Annotated in this window: 13 protein-coding genes and 1 rRNA gene; 8 read left to right on the forward strand and 6 right to left on the reverse strand. The window is 72.7% G+C overall.

What is annotated here, in order from left to right:
- Positions 1-91: ribosomal RNA gene (gene rrf / locus M3666_RS07030) — 5S ribosomal RNA — on the forward strand; the annotation flags it as partial.
- A 114-nt stretch (positions 92-205) separates the two neighbouring features.
- On the opposite strand, the gene M3666_RS07035 is transcribed toward rrf, so the two are convergent.
- The 5 genes from M3666_RS07035 to M3666_RS07055 all read right to left on the reverse strand — a co-directional run bounded on the left by M3666_RS07035 (position 206) and on the right by M3666_RS07055 (position 6,339).
- Positions 206-832 carry a response regulator transcription factor gene (locus M3666_RS07035; protein WP_251154862.1) on the reverse strand — a complete coding sequence of 209 codons (627 nt, stop codon included), beginning with the start codon at positions 830-832 and terminating at the stop codon, positions 206-208.
- Positions 829-2,034, reverse strand: a complete 1,206-nt coding sequence (locus M3666_RS07040) for a sensor histidine kinase (protein WP_251154863.1) — start codon at positions 2,032-2,034, stop codon at positions 829-831. The genes M3666_RS07035 and M3666_RS07040 overlap by 4 nt, the downstream gene beginning before the upstream one ends.
- 53 nt (positions 2,035-2,087) lie before the next feature.
- Positions 2,088-2,903 (reverse strand): ABC transporter permease, encoded by an 816-nt coding sequence (locus tag M3666_RS07045; protein WP_251154864.1) that lies wholly within the window; start codon positions 2,901-2,903, stop codon positions 2,088-2,090.
- Positions 2,900-3,745 carry an ABC transporter ATP-binding protein gene (locus tag M3666_RS07050; RefSeq protein ID WP_209683285.1) on the reverse strand — a complete coding sequence of 282 codons (846 nt, stop codon included), beginning with the start codon at positions 3,743-3,745 and terminating at the stop codon, positions 2,900-2,902. Before M3666_RS07050 ends, M3666_RS07045 begins: the two co-directional genes overlap by 4 nt.
- A gap of 158 nt (positions 3,746-3,903) precedes the next feature.
- Positions 3,904-6,339 carry an excinuclease ABC subunit UvrA gene (locus M3666_RS07055; protein WP_251154865.1) on the reverse strand — a complete coding sequence of 812 codons (2,436 nt, stop codon included), beginning with the start codon at positions 6,337-6,339 and terminating at the stop codon, positions 3,904-3,906.
- Between the two features lie 215 nt (positions 6,340-6,554).
- On the opposite strand from M3666_RS07055, the gene M3666_RS07060 reads away from it, so the two are divergent.
- Together M3666_RS07060 and M3666_RS07065 are read left to right on the forward strand one after the other, a co-directional pair.
- A complete protein-coding gene (locus tag M3666_RS07060; protein WP_251154866.1) occupies positions 6,555-7,397 on the forward strand; it encodes a hypothetical protein in 843 nt (280 codons plus the stop codon).
- A complete protein-coding gene (locus tag M3666_RS07065; RefSeq protein ID WP_251154867.1) occupies positions 7,372-7,695 on the forward strand; it encodes a hypothetical protein in 324 nt (107 codons plus the stop codon). Before M3666_RS07060 ends, M3666_RS07065 begins: the two co-directional genes overlap by 26 nt.
- A gap of 24 nt (positions 7,696-7,719) precedes the next feature.
- Here M3666_RS07065 and M3666_RS07070 read toward each other — a convergent pair whose 3' ends face one another.
- Entirely contained in the window at positions 7,720-8,184 is a 465-nt protein-coding gene (locus M3666_RS07070; protein WP_209683273.1) for a hypothetical protein, read from the reverse strand.
- Between the two features lie 106 nt (positions 8,185-8,290).
- Here M3666_RS07070 and M3666_RS07075 point away from each other — a divergent pair, with 106 nt between their 5' ends.
- The 5 genes from M3666_RS07075 (at position 8,291) to M3666_RS07095 (ending at position 13,225) form a co-directional block, all read left to right on the forward strand.
- Positions 8,291-9,109, forward strand: coding sequence for a hypothetical protein (locus M3666_RS07075; protein WP_251154868.1), 819 nt, complete (start codon positions 8,291-8,293; stop codon positions 9,107-9,109).
- Between the two features lie 74 nt (positions 9,110-9,183).
- Positions 9,184-10,116 carry an NADP-dependent oxidoreductase gene (locus tag M3666_RS07080; RefSeq protein ID WP_209683268.1) on the forward strand — a complete coding sequence of 311 codons (933 nt, stop codon included), beginning with the start codon at positions 9,184-9,186 and terminating at the stop codon, positions 10,114-10,116.
- A gap of 174 nt (positions 10,117-10,290) precedes the next feature.
- Positions 10,291-10,671, forward strand: a complete 381-nt coding sequence (locus M3666_RS07085) for a lactococcin 972 family bacteriocin (protein WP_066653484.1) — start codon at positions 10,291-10,293, stop codon at positions 10,669-10,671.
- A 29-nt stretch (positions 10,672-10,700) separates the two neighbouring features.
- Positions 10,701-12,587, forward strand: coding sequence for a hypothetical protein (locus tag M3666_RS07090; protein WP_209683262.1), 1,887 nt, complete (start codon positions 10,701-10,703; stop codon positions 12,585-12,587).
- Positions 12,581-13,225, forward strand: a complete 645-nt coding sequence (locus M3666_RS07095; protein WP_251154869.1) for an ABC transporter ATP-binding protein — start codon at positions 12,581-12,583, stop codon at positions 13,223-13,225. Before M3666_RS07090 ends, M3666_RS07095 begins: the two co-directional genes overlap by 7 nt.
- Positions 13,226-13,243 lie beyond the last annotated feature (18 nt).

Consider the following 13,243-nt stretch of genomic DNA (forward strand, 5'->3'; position numbering starts at 1 on the left):
GCCCGGTCACATTCCGAACCCGGAAGCTAAGCCTCTCAGCGCCGATGGTACTGCAAGGGGGACCTTGTGGGAGAGTAGGACGCCGCCGGACTCAACTTCAGCAACACCAGGAAACCCCTGACCGTGATCGGTCAGGGGTTTCCTGCGTTTCCGGGCCGACCAGGGATCTGGCTGCGTTGTTCGCCGTCCCGAGCCGCTCCGGTCGTCAGCGCAGGAAGCCGAGCTCCATCGCGCGGGTGACCGCTCGGGTGCGGTCGTTCACGCCGAGCTTCTCGAACACGTGCCCGAGGTGCGTCTTCACCGTGGTCTCGCTGACGAAGAGGGCGCGCCCGATGGCGGGGTTCGAGTTCCCCTGCGCCACGAGCTGGAGCACCTCGAGCTCGCGCGGGCTCAGCGCCGGCCCGACCGGGGCCCTGGCGGTGGTCCGGCGCACGAGCGCTGCAGCTGCGGAGGGCGCGAGCGCGGTCTCGCCTCGGGCGGTCGCACGGAGGCCCGCGAGGATCTCGGACTCGGGAGCCGCCTTGAGCAGGTAGCCCGAGGCGCCGGCCTCGATCGCCGCCAGGATCTGGTCGTCGGACTCGTACGTGGTCAGGATGAGCACACGGATGCCCGGCTCACGCGCGAGGATGCGTGCCGTTGCCGCGTCTCCGGTGCATCCGGGCATCCGGAGATCCATCAGCACGACGTCGGGACGCTCCGCCAGGACGGTCGCGACGGCTCCGTCACCATCGCTGGCCTGCCCGACGACCTCGACGTCGTCGGCGTCCTGCAGCAGGGCGACGATGCCCGCGCGGACGATCGGGTGGTCGTCCGCCACCACGACCCGGATCACCGCGTCGCTCCGAAGACGGAGGACTGCTCCGGTGCGGCCGGGAGGCTCGGTTCGGCTCCGGCCGGGACCGACGCTTCGATCGCGGTGCCGGTCCCCGGTGTCGACGTCACGACGCAGGTCCCGCCCGCCAGGGCGAGTCGGTCGCGCAGCCCACGCAGGCCGTGCCCGACGGTCGGTGCAGCGGCGTCGAAGCCGACGCCGTCGTCCTCGACACGCAGGACGACGCACCGGCCGTCCACGTGCAGTGCGACGCGCGCCGAGGTGGCCCGAGCGTGTGCGCGGACGTTCGCCAGTGCCTCCTGACCGACGCGGAGCAGGACCACCTGCGCGTCGCGGTCGAGCGGGCAGTCCGGCGCGTCGACCGCGACCGGGATGCCTGTCTCGCGGGTGAAGCGTTCGCCGAGCCGGTGCAGCGCAGCACCCAGGCCGTCGCTGGCGACCCCCGCGGCGCCGGCCGCGACCAGGGTCCGCGATTCCTCGAGCGCGGTCCGGGCGGACTCCTCGAGCACGGCGAGGCGCTCGTCGAGCCGGTCGGACCGGTCGGCAGCGAGGTCGGCGCGTGCCCGCTCGGTGAGCATGACGATGCCGGCGAGGTCCTGCGCCACGGTGTCGTGGATCTCGCGGGCCAGGCGTTCCCGTTCGCTCGTGACCCCGGCAGCGCGGTTCGCCTCGGCGAGGGACTGCTGCGTCGCCTCGAGCTGCTCGATGAGCCTGCGGCGCTCGTCGGACAGCCTGGCGATCCGGGAGATCCAGAGCCCGAGCGCGCAAGCGCCGAGGACGCTGATCGCTTCGATGATGATCGTGCCGGCGAGGGCGTCCAGGCCGGATGCTATCTGCAGGCCGACGCCCGACGCGATGCCGATGGCGACCGAGACCCAGACGGCGGTACGGACGCGCTCGACCTGGCACCATGCCACGGGGAACAGGACGGACTGGATGAACGCGGTGCTCGGTACGACCGCGGGCAGCGCGAGGGCGACGACCACGAGCAACGGCACGAAGGCTGCTGCGGCGCGGGGCTCGTCGTACCCACGCCAGCCGTACGTCACGTACGCCAGGGTGAGCAACCCGAGGGCGACGAAGGCAGGCCAGCGTGACGGCCAGGGCGACCAGTCGGTCGCTGCGATCACCGACACGAGCGCGACGGCGACTGCCACCGCGACGTGCAGTCCCCAGTTGCGGTGCCTGGTGATCCGGTCCATGCCGACAGCATCCCATCGAGTGCGGCCGGTGCGGGCGTTCTCCACAGCCACGATCAGGAGTCCCGCCGGTTCCACCGGAACGTCAGGAGGCAGGCGACGGTGCCGACGACCAGCCATGCTGCCAGGACGAGGACTCCGAGTCCGAGGTGCCACGCGCCTCCCGGCTCGGCGGACGCGAACGCGTCCGGCAGGAAGACCGAGCGCATCCCCGATGCCATCCAGCGCAGCGGGAACACGCTCGCGACGGTCTGCAGCCAGTCGGGCAGCTGGGTGAAGGGGAGGTACACACCGGAGATGAACTGCAGGACCAGGACGATCGGGACGACGGTGGCGGTGGCGCGGCGGCCCTCGCGGGGGAGCGCCGAGATCGCGATGCCGAGGACGCTCGCCGTCGCGACACCCAGGAGCATGATGCCGGCGAACCGCGCCCACGCACCGCCGTCGGTCGGCAAGTCGACGCCGAAGACGACGCCCGCGACGACGAGGAGCAGCGCGGTCTGCACGATCGAGGTCACGAGGACCATGCCGATCTTGCCGACGAAGTAGCTCACGACCGGCAGCGGGGTGCCGCCCAGGCGCTTGAGCGTCCCGTCGCTGCGCTCGCCGGCGATGTCCACGCCGAGTGCCTGCGTGCCGGAGAGCAGGAAGCCGGCGGCGACGAGTCCGGGCAGGTAGTAGGTGGCGTAGTCGACGCTGACGCCCGGCCCCGCCTGGATGTCGTCGGCGCTGCTGAAGGCGACGGAGAACAGCGCGAGCATGACGATCGGGAAGAGGAAGGTGAAGAAGACCGAGTCCGGTGCGCGGAAGTACGACCGGAGCTCGTACGCGATGCGGTGGGCGCCGAGGCGGATGCTGACTGCGGGGTTCATGCTGCGTGCTCCGAGATCATGGTGAGGTAGACGTCCTCGAGCGAGGGTCGGACGACCTCGAGCGCGTGCATCGGGGTCGTGGTGCTCCGGACCAGTGCGGTCGGGTCGGTCGTCCGGCGCTCGTGCCGCGCGCCGGTGTCGTCCTGCCACCGGACGATCGGGGTGCGTGCGTCCTGTCCGCCGATCGCGTCGATGGGGGCGACGTCGAGCAGTCGTCCGCCGGCGAGCACGGCAGCGCGGTCCGCGAGGTGCGCGGCCTCGTCGAGGTAGTGCGTGGTGAGCAGGACGGTGGTGCCCTCGGCGCTGACGCTCCGGATCAGCTGCCAGAACTGCCGGCGGGCCTCGGGGTCGAAGCCGGTGGTCGGCTCGTCGAGGAACAGGACCTCGGGTCGGCCGATGATCCCGAGGGCGACGTCGACGCGGCGGCGCTGCCCTCCGGAGAGGCGGCTGATGCGGGTGTTGCGCTGAGCCTCGAGTCCGGTGGCGGCGAGGAGTTCGTCCACAGGGCGGCTGCGCGGGTACATGTGACGGAAGTGCTGCAGCTCCTCGGCGACGGTGACGTTCGGGGACTCGCCGCTGGTCTGCAGGACGATGCCGACGCGGGCGTTGTGGCTGCGACTGGCGTGCGCGGGGTCGTGCCCGAGGACCCGGACCTCGCCGCCGGTGCGGGATCGGAAGCCCTCGAGGATCTCGACCGTGGTGGACTTGCCGGCACCGTTCGGGCCGAGCAGCGCGAAGGTCTCGCCGGCGTCGATCGTGAAGGAGACGTCGTCGACGGCGGTCTTGCCGCCGGAGTACTGCTTCGTGAGGTGCTCGACCGTGACGGCCGGTGTGGTGGACATGCGTCCAGCCTGACGGGTGCGTGGGCTCCGGCGGATCGGAGGGGCGGGCGGAGGTGCATCCTCCGATCGGAGGATGCCGCGTTCAGCGCCGGGTTCCGTGAACCAGGATCGTCATCTGCCGTTCCGTGGATCGTCTCCCGGCGGGGCGCCCCCGTTCGTCAGCTCCCGAGCGCTGCCCGCAGGTACGGCGCCGTGCGGCTCGTGGCGGACGCCGCGACCTCGCGCGGTGTCCCGGATGCCACGACCTGGCCGCCCTCGTCACCACCGGCCGGACCCATGTCGACGACGTGGTCCGCCTGCGCGACGACCGTCATCACGTGCTCGACCACGACGACGGTGTTCCCTGCGTCGGTGAGCCGCTGGAGCTGCGCGGTGAGGAGTTCGACGTCCGCCGGGTGCAGGCCCGTGGTCGGCTCGTCGAGCAGGTAGAGCGTGTGACCGGTCCGTGCGCGTTGGAGTTCGGTGGCGAGCTTGATGCGCTGGGCCTCGCCGCCGGACAGCTCCGGCGCGGGCTGCCCGAGTCGGAGGTAGCCGAGGCCGACGCTGCGCAGGGCATCCAGCGCGCGGGCGGCGGCGGGCAGGTCGGCGAGGGCGTCCGATGCCTCGTCGACGGTCATGCCGAGGACGTCCGCGACGGTCGAGCCGGCCCGGCGGACCTCGAGCGTCTCGGCGTTGTACCGGGCACCGTGGCACTCCGGGCACGGCGCCCAGCTGCCCGGCAGGAACAGGAGCTCGACGGAGACCGAGCCCTCGCCCTGGCAGACCTCGCAGCGGCCGCCCTCGACGTTGAACGAGAACCTGCCGGCGGTCCAGCCGCGTTCCCGGGCGTCGTCGGTCGCGGCGAAGGCCTGGCGCACTGCGTCGAACATGCCCGTGTAGGTCGCGAGGTTCGAGCGGGGTGTGCGGCCGATCGGCTTCTGATCGACCTCGACGACGCGGGACACGAGCGGGTGCTGCGTGGCGACCGACGGCAGCACGCCACCGACGAGCGAGGACTTGCCCGAGCCGGAGACCCCGGTCACCGCGGTCAACACCCCGAGGGGCAGGTCGACGTCGAGCCCCTTCCCGTCCTGGCCGCGCAGGTTGTGCAGGGTGAGGTCACGGAGCTCGAGCGTGCCCACGGGTTCGCGCAGCTCGTACTCGACGGGCGAGGTCCGGGGCTGCAGGTAGCGCCGCGTGACGCTCTCGGGGACGTCGGCCAGGCCCTCCGGCGGGCCGCTGTACAGCACGCGCCCGCCGCCCGGACCGGCCCCGGGGCCGACGTCCACGATCCAGTCCGCACGCCGGACGATGTCCATGTCGTGCTCCACCACGAAGACGCTGTTGCCGCTGGCGCGGAGGTCGTCGAGGACCTGCACGAGGGACTCCGCGTCCGCCGGGTGCAGCCCCGCGCTCGGTTCGTCGAGCACGTAGACCACGCCGAACAGCCCCGACCGGAGCTGCGTCGCGATCCGCAGGCGCTGCGTCTCACCGGGGGAGAGCGTCGGCGTCGCCCGGTCGAGCCCGAGGTACCCGAGGCCGAGTCCGACGAGCACCTCGACCCGACCGAGCAGGTCCGTGGCGATCGACTTCGCGACCTCGGACCGCTCCCCGGACGTCACACGGCTCTGCGCGGGCGACGGGTCCTTCAGCTCGGCTGCGGGGCGCAGGACCTCGGCCACCTGTGCGAGCGGCAGTGCGTTGAACGCGGCGATCGACAGGCCGCCGAACGTCACCGCGAGGGCTGCCCGGGTCAGCCCGGAGCCGTGGCAGAGCTGGCACGGGCCGGACTCGACGAAGCGCAGGGCCTTGTTCCGCTGGGTCTCGCTCTGGGAGTCGGCGAGGGTGTGCAGCGTGTACTGCCGGGCGCTCCAGAACCGGCCCTTGTACGGCTTCGCCACCCGGTCGCGCTTCGGGTGGACCTCGACGACGGGCTGCTCCTCGGTGAAGAGCAGCCAGTCGCGGTCCTCCTGCGGGAGCTCCCGCCACGGACGCTCGATGTCGTAGCCGAGCACCGCCGTCACGTCGCGGAGGTTCTTGCCCTGCCATGCACCGGGCCAGGCGGTGATCGCGCCCTCGCGGATGGACAGCGACGGGTCGTGCACCGCCGAGGCCTCCGTCACCTCGTGCGCGGTGCCGAGGCCGTGGCAGCGCGGGCACGCCCCGGCGACGGTGTTCGGCGAGAACGAGTCGGAGTACAGCTGCTCGGCGCCCTCGGGGTAGGTGCCGGCGCGCGAGTAGAGCATGCGGACCGAGTTGCTCAACGTCGTCAGGGTGCCGACGGTCGAGCGGGTGCTCGGGGCGCCGCGGCGCTGCTGCAGGGCGACCGCCGGGGGCAGACCCGTGATCACGTCGACGTGCGGTGTCGAACCCTGCGCGATGAGCCGCCGTGCGTACGGCGCGACGGACTCGAGGAAGCGACGCTGTGCCTCGGCGAAGACCGTGCCGAACGCCAGGCTCGACTTGCCCGAGCCGGAGACACCCGTGAAGGCGACGATCCGGTCGCGGGGGATGTCGACGTCGACGTCCTGCAGGTTGTGTTCACGGGCGCCACGGACGCGGATGAACCCGTCGGACGACGACGGCTGGTCGGCAGGGTGGTGCGGGGCGGGCATTCGTTCGAGCGTAGGCGGATCGGCCGGGCGCCGTTCCGGACCGCTCGTCCGCACCCGGCGGGTGCTGTTCGGCAGGCGACCGGGAGACGGACGGGAGGCACGGGGCGGGCCGGTAGCGGGCCTCCCGGCCGGTGCGTGCGGACGGGAGACGCGGGGCGGGCTGGTCACGTGCCTCCCGGCCGGTCGGTACGGTGGTCGTGGGGAACGGGGGATCGATGGTCGACGACGTCGCGTGGTCGCCGCCGAGGCGGCGGAACGGCACCTGGTGGATCGTGGCGAGCGGGCTGCTGCTGCCCGCGGGGTGGATCGCGTGGCTGCTCGTCGCGCTCGCCGGGTACAACGGCGCGGGGAACTCCACCCACACGCTCTCGGGGCAGACCGGGGGGAGCATCGTCGTCACGGTCGTGTGCGCCGGTGTGCCGCTGACCGGACTGGTCCTGCTGCTCGTGCAGCGTCGGCGCGACCGGTCGGTGACGCTGGTCGGGCCGATCGGGTGTGCGGTGTTCGTGGTCCTCGCGGCCGTGACGCTCGGGTACCCGACGACGCGGGTCGCGCAGAGCTGGGCGGCGGAGGAGGAGCAGCGGGCGCAGCCGCCGACCGCGACCGAGACGAGCCGGACGCCGGCGCAGGCCGAGCGGGACCTCGCGGCCGTGGGGGAGCGCGCGGTGCGGGCGATGGGCGGTGACCCGGAGACCGGCGACGTCGTGCAGTTCCCACGCGGCTGCTCGCTGTCGAACCTCGAGCAGGGCACGGAGTACACGTGGCGGTGGTCGTTCCCTGCCGATGAGGACGCGGACGAGGAGCCGCAGACCGAGGCGGAGCGCAAGGCCGACCTCCTGCCGCAGGACCAGGCCGAAGGGCGTCTGGCTCCGGTCCGCGAGGTCTTCCTCGACGCCGGGCTCCGTGACGCCGATCCGCTCGGGTGGGACATCAGGGTGGTCGGTGACGACTGGCTCGCGGAGGGGAACGCGGGCGTGACCCGGACCTCGGGTGACGTGATGATCGAGACGACCTGTCTGGCCGGAGGGCCCGGTGACGGGTACGACGACGATGCGTGAGCGCGTGACGGCCGCGGCGCCGGGACGTCGAGCACCCGTCAGCGTGTGGGTCGCACTCGTGGTGGCCGCCGGCTGCACCGTGTACGAGCTGCTCGCGGGCGCTCTCGTCGAGTGGACCGGGCTCGGCTTCGTGCCGCTGCTGTTCGTGCCGCCGCTCTACCTGGCGGCGATCCTGCTGCTGATCTGGGTGGGGCAGCAGGGGATCCGGGTGGCGCGGGCACTGGCGATCGTCGTGGGGATCGTGCTCGCGGTGTCGTTGCCGGTCGCGGTGGTCGTGGCGATGCGGACGTGGCACTGAGCGGTGGCGATCGGCTCAGCGTGGTCAGTCGTTCGCGACGGGGCGGCGGAGGGTCCCCAGCGCCCCCGCGGTCAGGAGGAAGCCGGCGAGACCTGCGGCGGTGAGGACGAAGGGCATCGTCACCGGCGGCGGCTGCACCACGGCGGCGAGGGGCAGGCCCAGGAACCCGGCCACACCCGCCGCGAGCACACCGCAGACCACGGCCGCGGGCAGGACACCGAGCGCATCGTCGACGACCCGGGCGAGCGCGAACAGCGTCGCCGCGACCAGGACGCCGAGGACTGCTCCGAGGGGGACACCGAGCACGGCGAGCAGGCCGAGGAACGACGAGTCCGGCGGCCACCAGTCGGTCGGGGTCACGATCGGCTCGTCGACGGTCGGGTCGGCGATCCAGGCCTCACCGATGATGCCGAACGGTTCGGCGGCGCCGATCAGCGCGCCGGCGAGCAGGACGACGGGCCACGGCCAGTGGCGGCGGTGTTCGTGCATGTGGACCCCCCTGTGCTCGAGCTTGGCGGTGCAGTCTGGGAGCGCGGCCGGAGCGCCGATCCCTCGGTAGCGTGGAGGCGGGGCGCTCGACGAGCGAGGGGGACGGATGAACGACGCGGGACAGCCGGCCGGCACCGAGGAGCCAGCCGGGACCGGGCGCTCGGACCACCCGTCGCGACGGGCGCCGAGCGGTGCGTGGATCGCGGGGAGCATCCTGGCGTTCGTGGTCGGGAGCCTCGTCATCGTGTACGCGATCGCGACGACGGCGGCGCCGACGGTCGAGCAGCGGGCCACCGTGCAGGGCCTCGCCGCGGCGTTCGTCACCGGTGGACTCATCGCGGTGCTCGTCCCGGCGACCGCGATCGTCTCCCTGGTGATCGCCGCGAAGCGAGGGCGGACCGGGGCCGCTGCCGGCATCGCCGTCTGCGGGGCGCTCGGCGCGGTCGCGATGCTGACGATGGTGCCCTTCGCGCTGCTGTCCGTGGGCGAGGCGCAGGCTGACGCAGCGCGACGGGCAGCACCGCCGACCGCACTCGAGACCAGCCGGACGCCCGAGCAGGCGGGGGCCGGACTCGTCGCGCTGGGAGGACGGGTCGTCGACGCGCTCGGACAGGAGGCACCGACCGACGACCAGGTCAGCGTCGACGTCCAGCCGTGTCGGCTCGACAACTCCGACGACGGCGTCCTGGTCCACTACTCCTGGCGTGGTCCCGGCGCCGACGACTCGGCTGGGACGCCCGAGCAGACGAAGGCTGCCATCGCACCGGCGGTCCGGTTCCTGCAGGCCGAAGACTTCGCGGTCGGCACCCGGTTCGTGGGCGGGGGCGTCGTGATGCTCGACCGTGATCAGGGGGTCTCCGTCGACCTGTACAGCGCTGACCGCGTCGAACTCGGATCGCCCTGCCTGGTCGACACGGGCGGCTGACGGTACCCGAGCGGTTGTTCGCTCCTGCAACGTCCGCTGAGTCCACGGACCCGGGGGCGGGTAGACCGGGGGACATGAAGGTCGTCGGAGTCGAAACGTTCGGAGGGCCCGAAGCCCTCGCCGTCCACGAGGTCCCGGAGCCCCACGCCGGCTCCGGCACCGTCCGCATCAGGGTGCAGGCGTTCGCCGTGAACCCCACGGACACCGGCGTGCGCGCAGGGCAGCGTGACTCGTCCGAGGCCTCGCCGCCGTACGTGCCGGGCATGGACGCCGCCGGCGTCATCGACGAGGTCGGCGACGACGTCGAGGGCTGGCAGGTCGGGGACCAGGTGATGGCGATGGCCCTGCCGCTCTCCGAGCACGGCGGCGCCTACGTGGAGCACCTCGTCGCGCCGGTCGGGTCCTTCACACGGATCCCGGCGGGGCTGTCGATCGAGGAAGCCGCGACCGTCCCGATGAACGGCCTGACCGCGTTGCAGATCCTCGCCCGCGCGGAGCTCTCGCAGGGCGACACACTCGCCGTGACCGGATCCGCGGGGCTGCTCGGCAACTACGTCGTGCAGCTCGCGAAGCAGCGGGGCATCACGGTCATCGCCGACGCAGCGCCGAAGGACGAGGACCTCGTGCGGTCCCTCGGGCCGGACCACATGGTGCGCCGCGGGGACGGTTTCGCCGCAGCCGTGCGCGGCATCGTGCCGGACGGCGTCGACGCGCTCGCCGATGCCGCGGTGCAGCGGGACGAGGTCGTCGACGCGGTGCGCGACGGCGGGTTCTTCGCGGACGTGCGGGGCTGGGAGGGCAACGGTGCTCGCGGGATCCGGTTCGAGCGGATCATGGTGTTCTCCGAGTACACGTCGTTCGACCTGCTCGAGGAGCTGCGGCAGGCGGTGGAGGACGGGGTGCTCGTGCCGCGGGTCGCCGAGGTGCTGCCCGCGTCGCGCGCTGCGGAGGCGCACGAGCGGCTCGAGGTCGGCGGGACGCGGGGGCGGTTCGTGCTCACCTGGTGAGTGCGGGTCGCGGTCGCGACCGGATGACGGACGGGAGGCGCGGTGCCGGCTGGCACCGCGCCTCCCGTCCGTTCTCCTCGCACCAGCTTGATATACCATGCGTGACCCGCGGTGTTCCGGTTGCTACGGTGGCGCTCCTGACGGGAACCCGTCAGGAGTGGAGGAGGAGCAAGCGTGGGGAAGAAGTTGATCTCGATCGCAGCCGCCGCGGTCGTCGTGGCCGCCATCGGGCCGGTCGGAGCGACCGCGGCGGTGGCGGTGGCGTCGGACTCTCCGGCGTCGTCCGGACGGGTGGTCGAGGGAGGCGCGTCCGCTGACCGGGTCGGCGAGACCCGGAACGGGACGGCCTACCCGGAGGGCGGCACGTGGACCTACGGCGTGTGGAGCGGCGAGGTGCACTCGGTCTACCAGCACAACGGCTCTACGCACCGTGCATCGGTGAAGTCGCACGGCGTCGTGACCCGATCGGCGTGGCAGCCACCGACGAAGGTCGCGTACGCCCACCGGCCGAAGGCGGTTTCCGGAAACCAGGCGTTCTGGGCCCGCCGCGGATGAGGAACTTCGCGGCTGCCACCGTCCTGGCGGTGGCAGCCGTCCTCGCGCTGTCGGCAGTGCTCGCGGTGTCCGTCGTCGGCGAGGTCGAGGCACTCGGGCTCCTCGCCGGGCGGGCGACGCTCGAGCTCGCTGAGCTGCCGGTCGGCGAGACGAAGGTCGAACACATCCGGGACATCACCGCTGCGGCTGAGCGTTCCGGGGTGCGAGTCTCGCTCCTGGTTCCGGATCGTGACGGACGGCCCGGGGTGTGGACCGCCTACACGTTCCGGGGGCCGGCAACGCAACCCGGGATCGGCGCGGCGATCAGCACACGGCCGATCGGTGACGGTGGCACGCTCGACCTGCTCGGTCCGATGGCGGTCGAGGGCGACGGACGGTCGGTCCGACGGTTCACCGAGGAGCTGCGGCAGGCCGGGTACACGACGGTCGACACGACGCCCGCTCCGGTCGAGGCGCTCGTCGTGGTCCTGGCACGGCCGACCATCGCGCTCGTCGCGGTCGCCGTCCTGCTCGGACTGGGGATCGCGCTCGTCGCCGAGTCGAGACGCCGTGCCGGACGGCAGGACCTTCGCTTGCGAGCGGGCTGGTCCGGAGGGAGCGTGGCCTGCGCGGAAGCCCTGGACCTCGGTCGCCTGGCGGGCCCGGTGGCGACCGCAGCATGCGTCGGTCCGCCGGTGGCGCTCGCGGTGCACGGGGCCGGCGCTCCGGCGCTCCGGTTCACGACGGTCGTCGTCGTGGTGTGCGTCCTCGCGGCGTTGCTGGCCGCCCTCGTGCTGCACGTCGGCTGCGCCCTGCTGAGCGCTGCCGCGACCCACCGCGCTGCGGAGGCTCGATGGCCGATGGTCCTCGTCGCCGCCGCCGGCATCTCACTCGTCATCGTGGCCGTCGCCGACGTGCAGTGCCTGCAGGACCGTCAGCGGACCACCGCCGAGGCCGAACGGATCCTGGTCGCCGAAGCTGCGCACGGGGACGACGTCGTGCTCGGGACAGCGTCGACGACCCTCGAGCAGGACCAGGCGTTGGGGGCCATCGCGACCGGAGCACTCGCGCGAGGGGACGCCAGCATGGCCTACTCCTCCTTCACGGATCGGTTCACACTGGTCGGCGACGCCAGCGCGTCCCTGCGTGCACTCGTGCCGGGCGGCCTCCCTCCGCACGGGCAACCACTCCTGCTCGTGCCCGATGCCCTCGCCAGCGAGAGCGACGCGCTCCGCGATGCGGCAGCGGCGGACATCGCAACCGGTTGGCAGGTGGAAGGACGTCAGCCTCCGCGACCACTCGACATCCGGATCCGACCGGTGCGCTCGACCGCAGCCGTCACCGAGTCCGCGATCCTCTGGACGAACGGGATCGAACCGCTGCTGCCGACGTGGCCGGACATCCCCGTGTTGGTCGTTCCCGACCCGAAGGACCTCGCACCGAACCAGGTCGGGACCGGCGTCGCGAACGGCGAGGTGCGCTTCGCCGACCGTGCGGCTCTCGAACGCCAGCTGCGAGCTGCCGGGCTCGCGGATATCGTCCTGCAGGTCGACCGCGTGGGGGCCCGCGTGGAACGGCAACTCGGAGAACTCCGGACCGAGCGCCACACGCTGCTGCTGGCCGTCGGTGCTGCGTTGTCGGCCCTCGTGCTCGCAGCGATCTCGCTCGTGGGTGAACACCGCGTCCGCACTGCTCGACTCGGGCGCGTGCAGTACCTGGTCGGACGGCACCCGCTGGTCCGGCACCGGTGGTTCCTCGTCGGCGCGAGCGGCACAGCCCTGACCACCGCCGCGGTGACGAGTGCGTTGTCGGGAGCTCGTGGGGACGTGATCCTCACCGCAGGCGTCGCCAGCGGAGCGGGAGCCCTCGTGTTGCTCGGCGTGGTGTCCGCCGTGATGCCGACGCGTCGAGCGGAAGCGTGGAGGAAGACATGGTGATCGGAGCGCCGGTGCTCGAAGTCGACGGACTGGGGTTCGACATCGGGCCCCGGAAGTTGTGGGACGAGCTGTCCCTGTCCGTCCGTCCGGGGGACGCCGTCGCAGTCCTCGGACCGTCGGGGCAGGGGAAGAGCACGCTGCTCCGATGCCTCGGCGGACTGCAGACCCCGACGCGAGGGGCTGTCCGGTTGCGGGGCGAGGACGTGCACCGGAGTGTTCGTCGCGCCCGGCGGCTGATGCGGCGGGACCGCGTCGGGTTCGTCGTGCAGGACCACGCGGTCGTGCCGCAGTGGACGATCGAGCAGAACCTCGGCGTCGTGCGGCCGAGCGGTGTCCCTCGGCGTGAGCGCGACGAGCGGGTCCAGGAGGCGGCGAACGCGGTGGGGCTCGGGGGCCGCCTCCGGATGCGGGCGGGGTTCCTCAGCGGTGGGGAGCAGCAGCGGGTCGCCGCCGCGCGGGTGCTCGTACAACGGCCGTTGCTGGTGCTCGCGGACGAGCCGACGGCCTCGCTCGACGAGATGAGCGCGGCGCTGGTGCGGGACGCACTCGAGCAGCTCCGGAGTGCGGGGAGCGCGATCGTGGTGGCGACGCACGATGCCACGATGCAGGCGTGGGCAGGCGGTCGGATCGCCCTCTGACGCCCGTCGGTCGGAGCA

Origin of the sequence: Curtobacterium sp. ODYSSEY 48 V2 (assembly GCF_023712625.1) — a bacterium.
GTDB lineage: Bacteria > Actinomycetota > Actinomycetes > Actinomycetales > Microbacteriaceae > Curtobacterium.